Source organism: Acidobacteriota bacterium (assembly GCA_016184105.1).
GTDB lineage: Bacteria > Acidobacteriota > Vicinamibacteria > Vicinamibacterales > 2-12-FULL-66-21 > JACPDI01.
Map to the genome: position 1 here is coordinate 1 of JACPDI010000027.1, position 20611 is coordinate 20611.

A 20611-nucleotide genomic window follows, 5' to 3' on the forward strand; every position below is an offset into this window, starting at 1 on the left:
GCCACCTCGTCGCTCAGGCGCGAGGTCCACTTCAGGATCGCGAGCTCCACCTCGTCGCGGGTCGCCACCCGCGACCAGAGCAGACGGTTGGCATCCTCGGTCTTCGCGTCCGGCAGCCGCTCGCGGAAATACGCGGGCAGGAACCAGTCCCACTCCCCTCCCGCGACACCGAGACGGCCTCTGGTCAGCTTCCGGTCCGTCAGCGCGCGCGTCAGCTCTGAATAGAAGTTCAGGACGCTGCTCTCGGAGACGGGGTCCTTCTTCACATCGACGACCTCATCGACCCACATGGTGCGCCTGGCCACGCGAGCGTGAGCCGAACTGTACATCTGCACGAAGAGGATCGGCGCGCCCTCGGCCGGCACGAGCACCACGCCCGGCTGCATGCTCGATGGGTGGTAGTTGGTGACGTAGCCCACGTACTGGAGCGCACGATTGCTGATGATCAGCGCGTCGAGCCCGGCCTTCCGGACGGCATCTTGAAATTTCCGAATGCGCCGCCGACCGTACGCCTTGGAATTGAGGACGTTCAGTTCCGGCGGCAACGGGTACTTCCCGTCGGAACCCGCGAGGCCGGCGGCTGCCCCGGATCGTCCCCACGCCTCCGGCGGCCAGCCTGCCAGAGCCGCCGCTCCTGCGACAACGCCCCCTTTGAGAAACCGCCGACGGGCCGTACTCGTGCTGCGCATGTGTGATCCTCCTGTGTACGCACGCCGGCACGTCACGTGCCTGGCTCGATGACATAGGTCGGGTGCATCGGGATCTTCGACATGTTCTCCACTCCCGCGTCAGTGATGAGGAGGCACGCCGAGGAACAGGCCCTCGCTTCGCCAGGCACCACGACATTGGGATGCCAGCTGAGGATCATGTTCGGCTGAAGGATCAGATCCCTCGTGCCCTGCGACGTGATCCGCCACCCCTGATGACTGTCCACACCGATCCAGTGCCCGATGGGAACCCACGATCCTTCCGCGTAGCCCTTGCTCCTGATGTAGTTGGTGACCTTCTCGTAGATCGGCCGCATCTCCAGCCCGGGCTTCAACTCCTCCAGCGTAAGCAGGAACGCCTCATGGACGACCTGCGCGCCGCGCTTCTGCGACTCGGGAATCGAGCGGCTGAGGGCGAACGTGAACATCTTCTCCATCTGGTAGTGCTGGACGCGCGGGATCGGCCGGGTCAGCACGATGTCGTCCGCCTCCAGCGGGCGCTTTTCGACGCCGCCCGCCCACGCGCCCGAGTCGTAGGGACCTCCGCCGAGAATCAGCCGGCTGTTCGCGGCGTCGGAGCCGGCCCTGAGCATGGCGTCGAGAACGTCCGCATACACCTCCGAGTCGAGCCGTCCCACTTTCAACGACCTCTGGTACTGCGGGTATGCCACTTCATCGATGATGCGCTGGGCGTACCGCATCAGACCGAGCTCCACGGCGTCCTTGACGAGGACCAGCGAGAACAACACGTCGCTGGCCTCGACGACGCTGGCCGCGGGCAGCTGCGCCTGGAGAAACGAGACGAGCATCCAGTCCACCTCGCCGCCGGCCAGGCCAATCCGTCCCGACTGCAGCTTGCGATCCCTGATCGTCTTGAGGAGATCGACGTACAGGTTGTAGCTGCTGCTCTCCGAGACCGGGTCCTTCGGAACGTCGACGACCTCGTCGATCCAGATGGTCTGCCTGGCGGCGCGCGCGTGGGCGGGGCTGTACATCTGGAGGTAGAGGACCGGCTGTCCTTCGGCGGGAATCAGCGCCACGCCGGGCTGGAACGAGGACGGGTGATAGTTGCTCACATAGCTGATGTAATCCATGCCCCTGTTGCTGACCACGAGTACGTCGACGCCGTTCTTCTTCAGGGCATCCTGAACGCGCCTGATCCGTGTCCGGCCGTACGCGCGGGAATTGAGGACCTTCGCCTCCGGCGGGTCGTCCAGTCGAGTGACTGGCGACTCCCCGTCGGCGGTCGCCCGGCCGCACCCGAGTGCAGGGATCGCGACCATTCCTGTCCCGGCGAGCAGGCCCCTCTCCAGAAATGTGCGACGGGGGATTCTTGCTCCACGCATGCTCGATCTCCTGCGCACCTCCGGGCGGCCTGGGCATCAGCCGCCCGCGGGCGCGTGCTCGAGCGCTCATGAACCGGCCGGGACCATCGGCGTCGGCTTGATCTTCGAGAGGAACTCGTATCCGTCCTTCGTGACAAGCACCTCCCGGCCCACCACGGCGATCGCCTCCCTGGTCGGCGAAATGATCGTCGTGTGATAGCTCATGAACATGCCGGGCTGGAGCAGCAACCCGGCGTCAATCGCATCGCCGAAGGCGGGGCGGTCGTTGTTCGAGATCCCGGAGAAATGGCCGTGCCGCCTGATCATCTTGTCGTAGCCGTGCGCCTTCAGGATCGCGTTCGACGCATCGACCACCCTGCCGAGCGGTCTGCCCGGCTTGATCTCGGCAATCCCCGCCTGGAAGGCGTCGAAGGTGACGTCGGCGAGAGCCTTCTGCTTCGCGGACACGCGTCCAACCGCGAACGTCACCGGGGTTTCGACCACGTAGTGGCCGTAGTACACGATGCCCTCGAAGTTCACGACCTCGCCCGCCTGGATCCTGCGGCCGGTCATCGGGACCCAGAGATCGTCGGTGCCCGGCCCGTAGCCGATCAGGTGCCGGGATTCGTTGATTTCAGCACCACGCGCCGCGCCCGCCCTCGCCATGTCCGCCAGGACTTCCCAGTCGCGCCGGCCCGGCGCGATCGCGCGCTGTCCCGCCTCAATCTGCGCGTCGGAGATTTCCTGCACGCGGCGGAGCACGGCAATCTCGTGCTCGTCCTTGACCAGACGGAGCGGGTCCTGGATCTCGTTGCCGGGCTCGAAACGCATCTGGGGCAGCGAGGCCGCCAGCCTGGCGGTGACGGCCCATTCGAGCTCTCCTCCGAGCGCAACGCGGCCACGTTCGATCCGCAGGTCCTTCAGGCGCGCGGCACATTGATCGAGCATGGCTGGCAGCGTCGCCGCGGATCGCACGTCGGACAGCCAGGTCCTGGGCCGGCCCGGCGCGAACAGCGTCGGCTCGCCGGAGGCGGGGACGACGAGGACGCCGGGCGCATGCTGCGCGATGTAGCGTGTGTCGTACTCCTGGAGCGAGGTCACGACCAGCGCGGCCATGTCCCGCTTCTGAAGTTCGGCCTGCACCGCCGACGCGCGGCGCCTGTACGCGGACTCGGGAATCACCGGGCCGCCCGCGAGGCTCGGTTGGATGGCTGCGTCGACCGGAAGACCAGCCCGCGCCCGGCCCGCCAACGCGCACAACGCGCCGCCAAAAGCGGACGACGCCTGAAGGAATCTGCGCCGCGACGTCCTGGTCGTCATTGAAGTGTCCTCGTGCGCACGCGACTACGACGCGCGCCTCGCCTCGGCGAGGTTCATGAAGCGCGTGGCATTCTCGCCGAGGAACCACCGCTTCTCCGTGGCCGACAGCCATTCGCCGTGCCGGCGAACCGCCTCGACAAGCTGGAAGTACTTATGGTTGGCATCGACGTACGGCCAGTCGGTTGACCACATGATCTTGTCGAACCCAATCTCGTCTGCCAGCGCGTGGACCTTTTCCTGCCACTCCACGTAGGGGTACTCCTCCCGCTCCCCGGCCGTCTCGAACCAGATGTTGTTGAACTCGGCGTTGAGCGCCTGCACGGCATCGACCAGCGACCGGCGCTCCAACTGGCCGGGGCCGCGCCGCCAGTACCCTCCGTGCATGACGGCCCAATGCACGTTCGATCCGAAGCGCCTCACGAGTTCCACCCAGTGCTTCAATCGGGTCGCCCGCTGGTCGGGCGGCGTCTGCTCGAACGAGATCAGGACCGGCTTCTTGTCCTGCTCGACGGCCCGCTCGAGAATCTCGATGTAGGCCGCATGCGCCAGCGAAAATCCCGAGGGGTAGAAGTTCGTGGGATAGAACGCGAGACCTTTCAGCAGGGGATCCTTGATCTTCTCCCGCCAGCGGCTGAGATCGTCGTCTTTGGGGTTGAAGACGTCGAGCCATAACAGCCGATCCGGGTATTTCTTCGCCCACCCGACCATGTACTCTTCGCTGGTGTCGAGCGCGTTGCTCCCGCCGGGAAGGTTCTTGAGCGTGACGTATTGCAGGTCCTGCGGCGAGTACGTCTTGAGCAGGCCCTTGTCGACGCCCGCCCGGTTCATCTCCGCCACGACGAGGTCCCCTCCGTACTCATGCCAGGCGTAGTGCGCTTCGAGCCCTCTCGTGGGAAACGCGCGGCGCACCAGGTGCACGTGGCAGTCAACGACGAGGGATTTCGGCTCCTGCGCGGCGAGCGGCTCGGGGAGCGCGCCGAGCGCCGCGACCAGCGAGGCCGCACTCTGGAGGAAAGTCCGCCTGGCCACGCCGTCGATCGTCGTCGTCGCGTTCATGCCGCACCCCGATCAGAAGATGAACTTCAGAGCGAACTGCATCTGGCGCTCGTCGACAGCCGTCGCGAGAACGCGGCCGAACAACGGCGAGGCCAGGTTGTTGACGGGCACCGCAAAGACCCTGTGATTGAGGACGTTGAAAATCTCCAGGCGGAACTCCACCCGCGTCCCGGAACTTGGACGGAGTGACTTCATGAGCGAAAGGTCGAACGTCTCGACCGAGTCCGCCAGGACGGTGTTACGGCCGGCGGTGCCGAATCGCACACCGAGCGGGACTTCCTGAAAGCACGCCGTGTCGAACCATCGGTCAGGCGTCGGCTGGCTCGCCGGCAGATTGGGATCGCAGATCTGATCCGGGCGATCGGCGCCGCCTCCAGCCAGCGATCGGCCCCGGCTGTCAAAGACCGTAAACGGGCTGCCGCTCTGCAGGCTGACGATTCCGTTCACCTGCCAGTCGCCGGCGAGGTGTTTGACGAATCCCTGGCTCCCCCTCGCGAACGGGAGCTCGTAGCTGAAGTTCGCGACCAGACGGTGGCGGGCATCGAATGCAGACCGGGCCCGCTCCGCCGCAATGTTGTAGTTGTCCTGCGGGTTCGTCTGCCCCTCGATGTTGAAGAACGAGTTCACCTTGGACGAGTCGTCCATCGTCTGGGACAAGGTGTACGAGAGCTGGAAGGCCAGGCCTCCGGCCATTCGCCTCGTCAGCCCCGTTTGCAGCCCGTGGTAGTCGGACGAGAACGCGCCGACGACCGTGGTCAGGCCGTTGAGCCCGGGGTAGGGACGCCGCCTCGTCAGGTTCGCGGCGGTGTTGGTCGTCTCGCCGTTGCACGGTCGTTCGACCGAGGCAAAACATGCCTGGGCGAAATTGACAGGCCCGGTCAGATTTCGCGCCCGCGTGCCCACGTAGCCCACCTGCAGGAGCATGTTGCCGGGCAGCTCGCTCTGCACCGTCGCGTTCCACTGCTGCACGTACGCCGTCCGCTGGTCCGGATCGACGATGGTCGGGCTCAGCCCCGTGGTCGTCGGGATTGGAAACGTGATGGGCGGATTGAACGGCGACCTGCCGCGGAACGGATCGGAGAGCGCGCGCGTTCCCGGGAGGAATGCCGATGCGGCCGGCCTGATCGACGGGGTTCCGTCAGTGCTGTTGATCACGCCATCCAGGACGGTCGCGTCGTAGAAGATGCCGTATCCAGCACGGATGCTGAACTTCCCGTCGCCGCGCGGATCCCACGCGACACCCAGCCTCGGCGCGAAGTTGTTGTAGTCGGTCGCCACGATCGTTTCCCGCACGCCTTCATCGAAGCCGGCGAGCACGATGCCGACCGGCAGATCCGGTGCCCACGTCGATCGCTTTCCGGCAATGAAGGTGGCCAGCCGCGGGTGGCCGATGTCGTGGATCGACGGGTCGCCAAACGGTCCGAAGACCTCGTAGCGCACGCCCAGCGTCAGCGTGACGTTCGACCGCACCTTGTAGTTGTCTTCGAAGAACGCGGCGTAGGAGAGGCTCCTGAAATTGCGCCGGGCGTCGCCGGACACCTGCAGGAACGACTCGGGAGCGCCCAGCAGGAAGTCGGCGAAGCTGTTCCCGGTCACGATGCCAGAAAAGCTGAAGTTCCCCGCGGTGAAGTTGCCGGCGTCCACGTCCACCATCGAGCGGCGGATCTCGCCGCCGACATTCAGCGAGTGCGACCCCAGCTCGTAGGTGAAGCTGTCGGCAATCACGAAGATCTGGTTCTTCTTGGAAAAGTCCTTCTGCGCGGGGGGCCCGGTCAGCGCAAATCCCGCCACGGAGAACCCGGGCAGCGACGGAAACTCGTTGACGGGATACCGCAGGCCGAACGCTGCCGGATCGTCCCGCTCCTGCAGCAGATTGTTTCCAAATGTCGTTCTGATGTACGCGAAACGCAGCTGGTTCAGCGCGCGGTTCGAGAGAATCCACGTGTCGGAGGCGACGAAATTCTGGAACCGGCTGGGATTCGTGACCGGAAATCCCGGCACTCCCGAACCCGACGCGGCGCCCACCCCGGAGAGCCCGGCGACGGGCGTCCGTTCGACCCCGTCGTCAATGACATACCGACCGGACACAGTGTGCTTCTCGGTGCTCTGGTCGATCTTGATCAGGAATTGATCGCGATCGTTTGTCAGGTTCGGAGCGTCCTGATACAGGTTGGCGCCCGCATTCGGCGACGGCCACAGCCGGTCGATCAGATTCACCGCAACGGGATCCATGCAGGCCGGGTTGATCACGTTGCCGGCAATGCAGCCGCCGACGGGATCGCGCAGCCGGTTCGGCGAGCTCGTGAAGTCGCCCCGGCGCTGGGCGGGCGTGGGAACGATCGAGTTCAGGATGCCGCCGCGCTCGAGCCGAAGGCTCTCGAACGTGCCGAAGAAGAACGTTCTCGAGCCGAGACCCACGGCGCGCAGGGGGCCGCCCGCGGTACCGCCGGCCTGGTGCCGTCTCAGGTCCGGCTTCTGTGCCAGGAAGAAGTTCTCCGCGTCGAGGGCGTCGTTGCGGCCGAAGTAATACGCCGAGCCGTGGAAGTCCACGCCGCCGGACTTGGTGACGATGTTGATGACGGACCCGCCGCCCTGACCGAACGAGGCGGGGTACATGTTCGTCTGGATCTTGAATTCCTCGATCGCGTCCGGAACGGGGACGATCGCCGCCGTGTTGAGCACCGGGTCGTTGTTCGACGCGCCGTCGATGAGCACCGCGTTCATCGTGTTGCGCGTGCCGTTGACGCTCGGCATGTTCGCCAGGCCACCGGGCATGCTCGAGGGGGAGCCTTTCAGGGCAATCGGCCGGTAGTTCACGGTGACGCCCGGCGCGAACGACGAGAGCTGCAGGAAGTTCCGTCCGTTCAGCGGCATCTCGGCGATCCGCCGCTCTTCGACCACCGCGCCCAGTGTGGGCTCGCGGGTCTCCACAAATGCCGCTGCCCCGGCGACCTCCACCCTCTCCTCGATGTTCCCCACCTCCATTGACGTCGCGACGCGCGTCGCCTCGCTGACCGACACGACGACACCCGGCGTCACGACGGTCTTGAATCCCATCAGCTCGAACGTCACCGTGTAACGGCCCACCGGCAGCTCGGTAATCTCGAAGTGCCCGTTGTCGAGGCTGGCGGTCGTCCGTGCGATCTTCGTGCGGTCGTTCGTCGCCACGATCGACACGCCCGGCAGGACGCCCCCGCTCGAATCGCTCACCGTCCCGAAGATCCTGCCGGTGGAGGGTTGCGCCCAGAGCACTCCAGGCACGATCGCGAGCCACGCGATCGCGTGAACCACTGCGACAATCCAGCTGGCCGTTCGAGCGCCTCGCATGAGACCTCCTTCCGGGTGTTTCATGCTAGCGGCCGGCCCGTACGCTGATTGTCTCGGTCTGTAACGAGTTGTCTCCGGCGGCCGAGACTCGCAGGGTGCCGCGTCGCCGGCGTCAGCCGCCCGCGTGGGACCCTACCCGACGAACCGGTAGCCGAGCCCGTGCACGGTCACCACGTGGCGCGGCTCGGCGGGGTTCGTCTCGATTTTCTTGCGGAGCTTCGCGACGAAGTTGTCGACGGTGCGCGTCAGCGAGCGGCTGCTGTACCCCCAGACGGCGGTGAGGAGCTGCTCCCTCGTCAGCGCTTCTCCCTGGTGCAGGATGAAGTAGCGCAGCAGCTCGAACTCGCGGGTCGACAGGTCAAGTCGAGACGAGCCGCGCCGCACCTCACACCGTGAGAGCGAGACGGTCAGGTCGCCGAAGACCACCTCGGAACGGGCGGAGCCGCCGGCCTTCTGCCGCCGTAACTGGACACGCATCCGCGCGACCAGCTCGCGCACGCAAAATGGCTTGCCCAGATAATCATCGGCGCCCAGTTCCAGCCCCGCGACCCGATCGATGTCGGTGTTCCTGGCCGACACCATCACGATTGGCACCTGAAGGCCGCCGAGCCTGAGACGCCGGCAGACTTCGTACCCACTCATTTTCGGCAGCAGGATGTCGAGCACGATGAGGTCCGGCGGGTGATCGATGGCGAGCTCGAGCGCCCGCTCACCCGAGTCGGTCGCGAGAACCTCGTAGCCTTCGCACTCGAGGTTGTCACGAAGGATCATCTGCAGATCGGCCTCGTCTTCGACGATCAGCACGCGGGCGCTATCAGCCATCGTGTCCTCCGCCGGCCGGCAACATGACCTGGAACTCGGAACCCTGTCCGAGCGCGCTCGTCACGTGGACGCGCCCGCCGTGTGCACGAACGATGGCTTCCACGATCGTCAGTCCGAGACCGAAGCCGCGACGGCCGTGCCCGTTCTGGCGCCCGCGATAGAACTTCTCGAAAATGTGGGGACGGTCCGCTTCGTCGATTCCCATACCGTGGTCACGGACGGTCAGAACGGCGAAGCCCGGGGCGCCACCGACCCGCACCGCGATCTCGTTGTTCTCGCCGGCGTACTTGACCGCGTTGTCGAGGAGATTGACGAGGACCTGCTCGAGGGCGAACGGGTCCGCCTCGATGGCAGGGACGGCGGGCTCGGCCTCGAACGTCAGGCGGGCGCCGGCGCGCAGCCGGTGCGCGGTGAAGTCGGCGACGGCGGTCTCGACGAACTGCCCCAGGTCGATGGGCTGGAACTCGTAGCTCGCCCCGATCGCCTCGGCCCGCGAGAAGTGAAGGATCTGGTCGACCAGTCCGGAGACCTGCTTGGTCTGCGCGGCGACGATGCGGACGTATTCCGCGGTTCTCTCCGGCAGTCGCATGCGCTCGGAGCCGAGCGTCTCGGAGGCGGCAGAGAGCGTCGTCAGCGGCGTCTTGAGCTGATGCGAGACGTTCGCCACGAAGCTCGCCTGCATCCTGGAAAGCCGAATCGCCTGGCGATCCACTGTCATGGCGCACGCGAGCGCAATCAGCATCAGCAGCACCACCGCGGTGGCCAGGCGGTAGTTCCCCCACGCGGCCGGTGCCGGCGCGGCGCTGACGATCAGGCGCCAGCGCGAAGGCTCGGGGCGCGCGCCCAGCCAGGGATTCAGGGACTCTTCGGGGAAGAACACCATGTCCGCGCGAACCGCCGCCGATACGGCGCCGGCGGGCACCCGGGGACCAGACACGATGCGGTCGGCATCGTCCATGACCGTCAGCGTGAATCGGGAGCCGCCGGGCTCGGCGTTCAGGATCCGCCGGAACTCACTGGCCGCCAGCTGTTCGAAGAGCCGCGTCCGGACGTTCTCCAGGTCGACGATGAATCCGTTCAAGGCGAGGTATTTCTCGCGGCGGCCGTCGGCAAACGAGAAATGGACGACCAGCTGGTATGCCGTGCCGGCGATGACACGGTTGGTCACGCTGAAGGTGTGGTGGTGTACCGTCAGATCCTGCGCCACGTTGAAGATCTCGCGGCTGAGCACGGAATCCTGCAGCAGCGCCCCGATCGGCCGGCCGTCAATCCAGAAGATCCGGTCTTGTGGCGGCGCCCTGGCGACGTCGGGTTCATAGATCAGGACCTGGTCGGGAAACCGCTTCGCGGTATCCGCATTCCACATGAAGAAGCGATGAACGTAGGGAAAACGGTTGTGGGCGGCGTTGAACAGGGTGGCCAGCGCCGGCAGCTTTGGCTCCTCCAGCTCCGGGTGGCCAAGGCCGCCGATGACGTCGATGACCGCCCCGTCGAACAGCCGCCTGACCTCCGCGCCGAGCGCCATCGCGGTGCGCTCGCACGCCTGCTGAATGATCAGGGCGGTCTGGCGGCGTTCGTAAGCGCTGGAATGTTGCTGGAGGTAGACAACGAGGAGCGCCGCGGCGGCAAGCGCAAAGACAGCGCCTACCATCAGAGGGCGATGCGACAGTCGAAATCTGCGGCGCAGCATGGCTGGGGCCTGCCGACCGTTGTTCCGGATTTGGCGAGCGGCTGCCGCGCAGGGTAGTTGAGGCGGTTCCCGGCGTCAAGCTCTTCGAAGGGGTTAGCCCTAGAAAAAGGTGTGAATTCGGGATCTGACCCCAAAGAGGCAGGTGTAGAAACGATCCATCGTCGTCCGCGCGACGCCTTCGAGCAGGCGCTGCCCGACCCGCGCGATGGTGCCGCCCACATCGGCCTGCGCGGCAATGCGCACCAGCGTGCGGTCGCCGTCTGGGGCGAGGGTCACCCGCGCGCGGCCCTTCACGAACCCGGGCCGGCCGCTGCCCTCGACGATCAGGACGTACGAGTCCGGGGGACGCTTGTCCTCGAGCGCGACGGTGCCTTTGAACTGTCCGGTGATGGCCGCGATGGCGACGGCAAGCTCCACTTCGTACCGGTCGTCGCCGATCGGCTTCAGGCCGCGACATCCCGGAAGGCAGGCACCGATCGCGCCTGTGTCCATCAACAGGTTCCAGGCCGCCTCGACCGAGCCAGGGAACACGTACGTGGCGTCGAGCTCCATCTCAGACGTCCTTCCGCCGCAAACCGACGGGCCGGGATCCGGGTGAGAGGACGCGCAGGCGATCGGCCAGCTGCTCGAAGCTCGCCAGGTTGTGCGCCGGAAGAAAATCGTCGACGTGCCGCAGCGCGGCCCGCATCCCGCGCGTCAGCGGCTCGTAGCGCGCGGACCCGAGCAGCGGGTTGAGCCAGATCAGCCGCCGGCAGCTTCGCCGCACGCGCGCGAGCTCGCGGGCGAGCAGCGCCGGATCGCCGCGGTCCCAGCCGTCGGAGACGATGAGCACGACGGGGCCGTTGCGCATGACGCGCCGCGCCCAGCGGGTGTTGAACGCCCGGAGCGCCTCGCCGATGCGCGTGCCGCCTCCCCAGTCCTGGACCTCGCGCGACAACCGCGACCAGTCCGCCGCACCCCGGCGCTTCGCGACATGCGAGGTGACGCGCGTCAGGCGCGTGGCGAACAGGAAGCTCTCGACGCGCGCCGCGCCGCGCGAGAGGCCGTAAACGAAGTACAGCAGCAGGCGGCTGTACCGCTCCATCGATCCGCTGACGTCGCCGAGCAGCACGATCGGGCGGGCGGTTTCCCGCCGCTCGCGCCGGGGCAGGTCGATCACGTCGCTGCCCCGCATCAGGTTCCGCCGCAGCAGCGGGCGGAGGTCCGGCGCGCCGCCCGACGCGCGCCGCCACCGGCGCGTGCGGCGCGGGCCCAGCGTCCACGGAAGCCGTTCGAGCAGCACCCGCGCCCGTTCGAGCTCGGACTCGGAGAACTCGCCGAAGTCCTTCGTGCGCGACACGCTCGCAGCGCTCCACGCGCCGACAACGCGCCCGACCGCCGCCGAGCCCTCTCGCAGGTCCTCGAAATCGACTTGCACCGGCACACCGGGTGCCGGCCTCGCGACGACGCGCGGCCGCTCCCCCAGCGCAAAGAGCGGAAGGCCTGGCGCCGGCGCCCGATGGGCGCCGAAGAACAATTCGAACGCCCGATCGAAGCGCGCGATGTCATCGCGGCTGTGCACGAGCAGGCCGCGCAGCGCCGCGGCCACGTCCGTCCGGCTGCCGACGCCAACCCACTCGACCGCGCGCAGCGCGTCGAGCAGCCGCCCGTGGTGCACGTCGAGTCCGGAGGCGCGGAGCATGCGCCCGAACCGAAGAACGTTGGCGGCGAACGCGCCGGCGTCGCTCACCCGCCCGCCCCACGCGCGAGCGCGCGGCCGAGCATGGCCTGCACGCGCTCGCCGCGAACCATCTGAATGTCTTCCTGGTTCTTCAGCAGGATGCCGAGCGTCTCGTCGATCGCGTCCGCGTCGAGCTCCTCGCGATCGAGCGCGACGAGCGCGGCCGCCCAATCGAGCGTTTCCGACACGCCCGCGGTCTTGTACAGCTCCGCCCTCCGAAGCTCCTGGACGAATGCCGTCACCTGCGCGGCGAGGCGGGCGGGCACGTCCGGGAGCTTCACGGCGAGGATGCGAAGCTCGGTCGCGGCATCGGGATAGTCGATCCAGCAGTACACGCAGCGGCGCTTGAGCGCGTCGTGTACTTCCCGGGTCCGGTTGGAGGTGATCACCACGACGGGCGGCCGGGCCGCGCGGATGGTCCCCAGCTCGGGAATGGTGATCTGGAAGTCCGAGAGCAGCTCGAGCAGGTAGCCCTCGAACTCCTCATCGGCGCGGTCGATCTCGTCGATGAGCAGCACCGGCGGCCGCCCGCGCGTCTGCTCGATCGCCTGCAGCAGCGGCCGCTTGATCAGAAACGCATCGGTGAACAGCTCGCGCTCGGCCGCCCGCGGATCGAGCGCGTGCGCGCTCTCGAGGAGGCGAATCTCGAGGATCTGCCGCGGGTAGTTCCACTCGTACACGGCATGGCTGATGTCGAGTCCCTCGTAGCACTGGAGGCGGATCAGCTCGGTCTCCAGCGCCGAGGCGAGCGCCTTGGCGACTTCCGTCTTGCCGACGCCGGGCTCACCCTCGAGAAACAGCGGCCGCTGCAGCCTCAGCGCGAGGTAGATCGAGACCGCCAGGCCGCGACCGGCGACATATTGCCGCTCCGCCAGCGCGCGCTGCAGATCGTCAACCGACGCCGGCATCCGCGAATCGCTGCCGGACAAACGGCTCACAGCAGGGACGCGCGCGCCAGGGCCGAGACGAGCGCCCGCCTGACGTACACCGGCGCCATGGCGGCGCGATACTCGGCCGAGGCGAAGATGTCGCCCGTCACGTCCGCTCCGAGGTCCGCGGCCGCGCGCGTGGCGGCCTCGGCCATCCCGTCGACGGTTGCCGGCCGCCCGACGAGCGCCTGCTCCACGGCGGCCGCGCGGCGCGCGTGCGGCAGGAGGCCGCCGAGCGCCACCCGCGCCGCGGTGCAGGACCCGTTTGCCACGCTCAGCCACGCGGCGGCGCCGAGCACGGCGTAGCGCGACGCGGGGTGCGCGAACTTCTCGTACGCGGATCCTTCACCGCGGCCGGACGCCCTCACGCGCACCGCCAGCAGAATGTCGTGCTCGGCGAGCGCGGTGGTCATGAGGCCGGTGAAGAACCGGTCTGCCTGAATCGTCCGCTCGCCGTCGGGTCCCGCGACGACCATGCGCGCGTCGAGCGCGGCGAGCACCGGCGGCAGGTCCGACGCGGGATCCGCGTGGGCGAGGTTGCCGCCGATCGTCCCGCGGTTCCTCACCGCCGGATCCCCGATCCCGGCCGCCGCGTCGGCGAGCGCCGGCGCCGCGGTTCGCAGCACCGCTGAGGCCGCCAGCTCCGCGTGCGTCGTCAGCGCGCCGATGCGGACGTCGTCCCCCTCGCGCGCGATGCCGCGGAGATCGGGGATGCGCCCGATATCGATCACGGCATCCGGGGCGGCGAGGCGCAGCTTGAGCAGCGGCACGAGACTGTGGCCGCCGGCGAGCAGCTTCGCGCCGGGATGGTCCGCCAGCAGCTGCCGGGCATCGGCCACCGAGTGCGCGCGATAGTAGTCGAAGCTCACGGGGTACATCGCTCACACTCCCTTGCCTGGATGCGGCTCCCTGATCGCGCGCCAGACGCGCTCCGGCGTCAGCGGCATCCGGATCGCGTCGGCGCCGAACGGCTGCAGCGCGTCGATGACGGCGTTGTACACCGTGCACGTGGAGGCGATCGTGCCCGCTTCGCCGATCCCCTTCACCCCGAGCGGATGATGCGGCGAAGGGGTCACGGTCGAGAGCACCTCGATGTCCGGAAGCACGTCGGCGCGCGGAATCGCGTAGTCGGCAAGCGACCCGGTCAGCAACTGACCGTTCCCGTCGTAGACCGCCTCCTCCCAGAGCGCCTGTCCGATGCCCTGCACGACGCCGCCGTGCACCTGCCCTTCGACGATGACGGGGTTGATCTGCGGGCCGCAGTCGTCGACCGCCACGTAGCGCAACACCCGCACGTGCCCGGTTTCGGCGTCCACTTCCACGACGGCCGCGTGCGCCCCGAACGGATACGTGAAATTCGGCGGATCGTAGAAGCTGGACGCCTCGAGCCCCGCGTCCATGCCCTGCGGAAGATTCCAGGCCACGTTGGCGAGCAGGGCGATCTCCTGGATCGTCTTGTGGCGGTCCGGAAACCCCTTCACGAAGAACTTGCCGTCGCCATAGTCGATGTCCTCGACGGCCGCCTCCAGCAGATGGCTCGCCAGCAGCTTCGCCTTCTCCTTGATCTTCCGCGTGGCGACGGCGAGCGCCGCTCCGCCGACGGCCGTCGTGCGGCTCCCGTACGTGCCCCAGCCCATCGGCGTGTTGTCCGTGTCGCCGTGCACGACCTTCACGTCGGCGACGGCGACGCCGATTTGGTCGGCGACGATCTGGGCAAACGTCGTCTCTTCGCCCTGTCCGTGCGGCGAGGCCCCGATGAACACGTTCACCTTGCCGCTCGGGTGAATCCGGACGATGGCGCTTTCCCAGAGGCCGCCCTGGAATCCGACGGCGCCGGCCACCTGCGACGGGCCGAGACCGCAGATCTCGACGTAGGTCGACACGCCGATTCCGATGTACCGCCCTCTCGCGCGCGCCGACTCCTGCTCGCTCCGCAGCGCGTCGTACCCGATGTGGCCGAGCAGCTTCTCGAGCGCCGCCTCGTAGTTCCCGCTGTCGTAGGTCAGTCCGGTGACCACGCCGTAGCCGTTGTCGAACGGCGGAATCAGATTGCGGCGCCTGAGCTCCACCGGGTCGATCCGCAGCGCGCGGGCGAGCTTGTCCATCATGCGCTCGAGCATGAAGGTCGCTTCGGGGCGTCCCGCGCCGCGATACGCCTCCACCGGCGTCGTGGTGGTGTAGACGCCGTACACGTCTTCCCTGACGGCGGGGATCTTGTACGGACCCGAGAGCATCAGGCCGTGCAGAATCGTCGGGATGCCGGGCGCCGCGGTCGACAGGTACGCGCCCATGCCGGCCCACACGCTGCAGCGCAGCCCCAGGATGCGGCCGTCCTTCGCCGCCGCGATCTCGACCTCCTGCACGTGATCGCGCCCGTGCGTCGTCGACTGGTAATTTTCGGAGCGGGTTTCGATCCACTTCACCGGGCGTCCGAGCTTCATCGAGCAGAACGCGGTGATGAAATCCCCCTGGATCTGCGGGATCTTGCTGCCGAACCCGCCGCCCACCTCGGGCGCGATCACGCGGAGCCGGTCCTCGGGCACGCCGGTCACGATCGACATGATGAACCGGACGATGTGCGGGTTCTGTGTGGTGTTCCAGAGCGTGAGCTCGCCGGTCGCGGGCGTGAACTGCGCGACGGCGCCGCGCGGCTCCATCGCGGTCGGGATCAGGCGCTGCTGGATGATCCGGTCCCGCACGACCACGCCGGCCGACTTGAAGGCGGCGTCGACGTCCCCTCCTTCGACCGTCCAGTGAAACGCCACGTTGCCGGGGGCCTCGGGGTGGAGCTGCGGCGCGCCGGCCGCCGCAGCTTTCTGCGGATCGACAACGGCGGGGAACGGGTCGTACTCGACGTCAATCAGATCGAGCGCGTCGTGGGCCTCGTAGTCGGACTCCGCGACCACGACCGCCACGGCGTCGCCGACGTAGCGGACGGTTCCGGACGCCATCGCGCGGTACGGCGCCGTCTTCAGGTTGGCGTTGGTGAGCAGCCACGCGCACGGGATCGGCTTCAGCGCGGCTTCGGTGTCGGCGCCGGTGAACACCGCGACGACTCCCGGGGCGCTCGCGGCGCGGCTGGTGTCGATGCGGCGGATGCGGGCGTGGGCGTGCGGGCTGCGGAGGATCGCGGCGTGCGCCATGCCGGGCAGCGTCACGTCGGCGGTGTAGCGGGCCGAGCCCGTGAGAAGCCGCGGATCCTCGCGGCGCCGGATGCCGGAGCCGAACACGCGCGCCGGCGCGACATCGGTGGTCATCACCTGACACCTCCAGCCGCGCCCACGCGCGGGTCGGCGGCGGCCGCCTGCACCGCGCGCACGATGTTCTGGTAGCCGGTGCACCGGCACATGTTCCCCTCCAGCCCGTGGCGGATCTGCTCGGCGGACGGATTGGGACAGACGCGCAGCAGTTCGTGCGCAGCGAACACCATCCCGGGCGTGCAGAAGCCGCACTGAAGCCCGTGCTTCGCCCAGAAGGCTTCCTGGAGCGGCGTGAGCCGCTCGTGATCCGCAAGCCCCTCGATCGTGGTGATGCGCATCCCGTCGGCCTGAACGGCAAGCGTGGTGCAGGACTTGACCGCGACGCCCTCCATCAGCACGGTGCACGCACCGCACTGGCTGGTGTCGCATCCGATCTTGGTACCGGTCAGGCCGGCATCGCGGAGGAAGTGCACGAGGAGGAGCCGGGGCTCAACTTCCTGGCGATACGCGCGCCCGTTGACGCTGATCGTGACAGGGCATTTCATGTCGTCTCCTCCCGGCGAAATGCCACGGCGAGGGCCGGATCCCACCACGGATGGCCGCCGCGCGCAAGGGAGAAGTGGGGGCGGCCCCAGCTGGGCCTGGCGCGGGCGCGGACGCGAACGCGTGCGCGCACACCGCACATCACCGCACAGTTTCGGGAGCACACATCGCCGCAAGTTGTTCCATCTGCAGGGCGACCCGGCGGCACGCCGTGTGCTCCCGCTCGCCTCCATGCGCTTCCGTGTCACAGGCCGCCACGACCCGCTGCTGCTCGCGGGGCTTGCCTTCGCCCTGCTGGTCGTCTTTCAGCCCTCGATCCAGCAGGGGCTCGAGTTCGCGCGCGGGATCGAGCAAACCTACGGTGTCGGGCTGCTGCCCGCGCTGCTGATCCTGACGGTGATGTTCGTGTTCCACCAGCACGCGAGCCGCCGGGAATCGAAAGCGGAGGCGGCCGCCGCCGCCCTTGAAGCGGCCCAGGCCCGCGGCCGCGCCCAGGAGCTCGAGCAGCTCATGCTGTTCGGCCAGGCGCTGGCGCGCGCGCTCTCAACCGACACCCTGAGAGAAACTCTCTGGCGACATCTGCCCGCGCTCGGCGCGGGCGCCGAGATCTGGGTCCTCCTCCGGTCGGACGCGGCCTGGGACCGGCTGACGGACACCGCCGGAAGCCGGTGGCCGATCGGCGAGCTGGAAGGGATCGCCGATCGCGCGACAGCCGGCCCGGCGGAAGACCTCGTCAGTCCCGACGGAATCGAGGTCGACGGGCACGTCTGCTTCCCGATGGCCGTCGGCACGCTGCGCGTCGGCGTCGTGGCGATCGAAGGGGTGAAGCACTCGGCGGATCTCCGCCGGAAGATTGGCGCCGCCGCGACGCTGCTCGCCATCGCCGTCCGCAATGCCCAGCTGTTCGCGCAGGCGCGGGACACGAGCCTGACCGATCAACTCACCGGCTGCGTCAACCGCGGCCACGGCTTCGAGGTCCTGGAGACGGAAATCGCGCGATCGCAGCGGAGCGGCACGCCGCTGTCGATCCTGATGTTCGACGTGGACCATTTCAAGCGGATCAACGACGTCCACGGCCACCTGTTCGGGGATCACGTGCTGGCGGTCGTCGGCCAGCGGCTTCGATCCATGCTCCGGCGCAGTGACATCCGGTGCCGGTACGGGGGCGACGAGTTCCTGGTCATCCTGCCCGAGACACCGCCGCAGGGGGCCGTGCGACTCGCCGAGTGGCTGCGGGGAGAAATGGAGCAGGCGCCTGTCGAGGCCGGCAGCGCCAGCGTGACGCTGAGCATCAGCGTCGGCGTGGCCAGCAACACCGGCGGCGAGCTGTCGCCGGCCGCGCTGATCGAGCGCGCCGACCAGGCGCTCTACCAGGCCAAGGCCGCCGGCCGGAACTGCGTCCGCAATTCGCCCGCGCCAGTGGAATCAGGCTTCGGCGGGCAGACGATTGCCGTTGCGAGTCGCACGCGGCCGCTGACGCACTGACCGCTCGCCGGCCTCATCCGACATCGCGGGTCCCGCGCTTACGAACCGGCTGCGGCCGGCAGCCCCCGATCGGGCCGGCCGTAGTCGCACACCCCCTGCGGGAAGATCGCCGCCAGCATTCCGATGTCGGCGAAGCTGGGCGTCCACACGCCGTAGAACCCGCGGCCGATAGCCTCCTCCACCGGAATCAGCGCGCACTTGAAGATGCTCTGCTCGAACGGACCGCCGGCAACACGGCGCGACGTGCTGTAGGTCGGGAAGCGCGTCGTGCACGCGCCCGGCGGATCGTCGTCGATGATCCCGGCCCACACGTTCGGTCCCCTGGCGATCTCGACACCGGCCGTGTCAAAGCACCGGTCGGTCGCGCGCGGCGGCCGGTTGCCGGCGGCGGCTGCGGACGGGTTCGCCAGGATCTGCAGCATCCATTCGTCCATCACCTCGAGCGCCTCGGGGGTCTGGTCGAACACCGGCGCGGGATTCGCGTCGGTAAACCAGATCACCTGGTTGCCCGCGTCGCCGTCCGCGTTGAGCATCCGTTTCCTCGACGCGAAGGACTGATGCGAGTTGTGCATGTCCAGCTGCCTCTCGAGGTAATGCCGCCAGTCGATGATCGGAATGTCGATGTCTCCCCTGAAAACCAGCCCCGACCGATACACGGCGCGCATCGCCTCGAGTTCCCCCTCCGTGCGCGACGCGGGGCTGACGAATGGATTCAGGCTGAAGGTCTGATTGCGCGCGCTCCACGGATCCCAGTTCGAGGGATCGATGACGCCGGGCGGATAGAACGGGCTCCCCTCCTGCACCATCGCCCCCTGCGGCTTCCACCCGCCCACCATCGCGTTCACCTTGAGGAACTCGGCGGGCGTGATCGTCCCGGACGCGACGGCCTGCAGTCCGTACTGCACGCCCACGTTGTCCCAGTAGCGGCGCGCGTAGCCGTCATCCCCGCGTCCCACGATGTTGACGATGTCCGCGAAGTGCGTCCACTCGATCGCGGCAATGGCCGAGAGCGGCACGAACAGGTGCTGATTAGCCACCGCACCGTAGAGAGGGTTCAGGGCCAGCGGGGCCAGACCGCGCCAGCCGTTGATGCACTCGGTCAGCCCCGGCGCGCCGCCGCGGTACACGTTTCGAAGCGTGTCGCTCGCCGCCATCCCCTGCAGCAGCGTGCGGTTCGTCCAGGTCGCCCAGCGCGGATTGGCCCAGTCGAGCACGTCCATGTAGAACTCGAGCAGCTCGCAGTCGCCGACATGCACGGCCTGCGTCACCATGTCGGGATACGAGTACTGAGGGATGGCGGCGTCGATGAGGCCCGGGTGGTTCTGCGCGTAGACGTACTGCTGGATCGCGCCGCCGGATCCGCCGACGCCCACCGTGTACAGCGGCACGTCATACAACTCGACGAACCGCTCCTTCACCATGAGCGCGGTTTCCCCGCCGAGCTGCAGGTTGTAGTGCGTGCTCGTGCGCGTGCCGCTCGAGTGCAGGATGGCGTAACCGCGCGCCAGGCCGGTCTCGTACAGCATCGCCGACTGGCTGACACGTCCCTGTGAATGCCCGATCGCGACGCCGCCATCGAACCGGTAGATCGCCCGGCCGTTCCACGCGCCGCGATCCAGAGTGGAGGCATCCTGGTCGAAGGGAGACAACATGGCGATGCTGTAGATAAATCTGTTGATCGTCCCGCGCTCCCACCGGACGATGAAGTCCACGGTCTTGCCTTCGATCGTCGTGGTCTGCCGCATGTCGGCGGGCCGAGGCATGCCGGGCGTGTACGGCTTCCAGGCGCCGGACGTGGTGCGATAGACGAACACCACCTGCGTTGGCACCGTGCAGTTGCGGCTCAAGCCGATCACGACGCCTCCCGGGTCGAGGACCTTCGTCCCGGTCGCCGGGTCGTCCGGTATCGGCTGCCCGAGGCCCTCTGTCATCGTCGTGCACACAAACGGGTACTGGTGCGGCCCCGAGAAGACAGGCCCCGTGATCGGATGGTTCTCGAGCAGGAGCGACACGGCGGCCGGCCGCCCGATTCCCTGCCCGTTCGGCCTGACGAGGAGATTGTTCCCGCCGAGCGCCAGACCGTTGATGACGCCGGTCAGGGTGCGTGTGCCGGGAATGAGGCTGAACTGGGAACGCCGATCGGCGCCGTTCAGCAGCACCTGTACCTGATGGAGCGGCACGGTCAGCGGCACGTCAATGTGCAGCCGCGCGTCTCCTCCGGTGACCTGGCCGGGCGCGCTCGAGACGACGCGCACGACGAACTCGTCGGCGGCGGGCGTGTGCGCCGCCTGCGCGAGGACGAGGGGCGTGAACCGGATGCCCCATCCGGCAACCGTTGCTGCGCACAAGAAGCCGACGCAGAGCCTCCATCGCATAAGCCTCCTCCTTGCTCGCCGATGTGGGAGATGCCGAACAAACGCGGCGAGTCTAGCATGGAGAAAGGCGGGGCGGCGCCCTGAAAGACGCCGCCCTTCTGCGGTGGTCCTT

Annotated in this window: 15 protein-coding genes; 1 reads left to right on the top strand and 14 read right to left on the bottom strand. The window is 68.0% G+C overall.

What is annotated here, in order from left to right:
- The 13 genes from HYU53_09705 to HYU53_09765 all read right to left on the bottom strand — a co-directional run.
- The coding region (locus tag HYU53_09705; GenBank protein MBI2221468.1) for an aminopeptidase P family N-terminal domain-containing protein at window positions 1-689 on the bottom strand (689 nt) is incomplete at its 3' end.
- Window positions 690-721: 32 nt separating this feature from the next.
- On the bottom strand, window positions 722-1990 hold the full coding sequence (locus HYU53_09710) for an aminopeptidase P family protein (GenBank protein ID MBI2221469.1): 1269 nt from the start codon (window positions 1988-1990) through the stop codon (window positions 722-724).
- A gap of 129 nt (window positions 1991-2119) precedes the next feature.
- The gene (locus HYU53_09715; GenBank protein MBI2221470.1) at window positions 2120-3214 is read right to left on the bottom strand and encodes an aminopeptidase P family protein; all 1095 of its coding nucleotides are present in this window, start codon (window positions 3212-3214) and stop codon (window positions 2120-2122) included.
- Between the two features lie 162 nt (window positions 3215-3376).
- A complete protein-coding gene (locus HYU53_09720; protein ID MBI2221471.1) occupies window positions 3377-4408 on the bottom strand; it encodes an amidohydrolase family protein in 1032 nt (343 codons plus the stop codon).
- 12 nt (window positions 4409-4420) lie between these two features.
- The gene (locus tag HYU53_09725; protein MBI2221472.1) at window positions 4421-7735 is read right to left on the bottom strand and encodes a TonB-dependent receptor; all 3315 of its coding nucleotides are present in this window, start codon (window positions 7733-7735) and stop codon (window positions 4421-4423) included.
- 132 nt (window positions 7736-7867) lie between these two features.
- Window positions 7868-8557 carry a response regulator transcription factor gene (locus tag HYU53_09730; GenBank protein ID MBI2221473.1) on the bottom strand — a complete coding sequence of 230 codons (690 nt, stop codon included), beginning with the start codon at window positions 8555-8557 and terminating at the stop codon, window positions 7868-7870.
- A complete protein-coding gene (locus tag HYU53_09735; protein ID MBI2221474.1) occupies window positions 8550-10208 on the bottom strand; it encodes a HAMP domain-containing histidine kinase in 1659 nt (552 codons plus the stop codon). The genes HYU53_09730 and HYU53_09735 overlap by 8 nt, the downstream gene beginning before the upstream one ends.
- A gap of 138 nt (window positions 10209-10346) precedes the next feature.
- Complete coding sequence (locus HYU53_09740) at window positions 10347-10799, bottom strand: carbon monoxide dehydrogenase subunit G (protein MBI2221475.1); 453 nt, start codon at window positions 10797-10799, stop codon at window positions 10347-10349.
- Between the two features lies 1 nt (window position 10800).
- The gene (locus HYU53_09745) at window positions 10801-11928 is read right to left on the bottom strand and encodes a VWA domain-containing protein (protein MBI2221476.1); all 1128 of its coding nucleotides are present in this window, start codon (window positions 11926-11928) and stop codon (window positions 10801-10803) included.
- Between the two features lie 44 nt (window positions 11929-11972).
- The gene (locus HYU53_09750) at window positions 11973-12875 is read right to left on the bottom strand and encodes a MoxR family ATPase (GenBank protein MBI2221477.1); all 903 of its coding nucleotides are present in this window, start codon (window positions 12873-12875) and stop codon (window positions 11973-11975) included.
- A 26-nt stretch (window positions 12876-12901) separates the two neighbouring features.
- A complete protein-coding gene (locus tag HYU53_09755) occupies window positions 12902-13774 on the bottom strand; it encodes a xanthine dehydrogenase family protein subunit M (GenBank protein MBI2221478.1) in 873 nt (290 codons plus the stop codon).
- A gap of 3 nt (window positions 13775-13777) precedes the next feature.
- On the bottom strand, window positions 13778-16153 hold the full coding sequence (locus HYU53_09760) for a molybdopterin-dependent oxidoreductase (protein ID MBI2221479.1): 2376 nt from the start codon (window positions 16151-16153) through the stop codon (window positions 13778-13780).
- Complete coding sequence (locus HYU53_09765; GenBank protein MBI2221480.1) at window positions 16153-16641, bottom strand: (2Fe-2S)-binding protein; 489 nt, start codon at window positions 16639-16641, stop codon at window positions 16153-16155. The genes HYU53_09760 and HYU53_09765 overlap by 1 nt, the downstream gene beginning before the upstream one ends.
- 229 nt (window positions 16642-16870) lie before the next feature.
- Between HYU53_09765 and HYU53_09770 the strand changes: the two genes are divergently transcribed.
- Window positions 16871-18124: a GGDEF domain-containing protein gene (locus tag HYU53_09770; GenBank protein MBI2221481.1), complete on the top strand. Its 1254-nt coding sequence runs from the start codon at window positions 16871-16873 to the stop codon at window positions 18122-18124.
- A 38-nt stretch (window positions 18125-18162) separates the two neighbouring features.
- Here the strand turns inward: HYU53_09770 and HYU53_09775 are convergent, their stop codons facing one another.
- Complete coding sequence (locus HYU53_09775; GenBank protein MBI2221482.1) at window positions 18163-20499, bottom strand: hypothetical protein; 2337 nt, start codon at window positions 20497-20499, stop codon at window positions 18163-18165.
- Window positions 20500-20611: the final 112 nt, after the last annotated feature.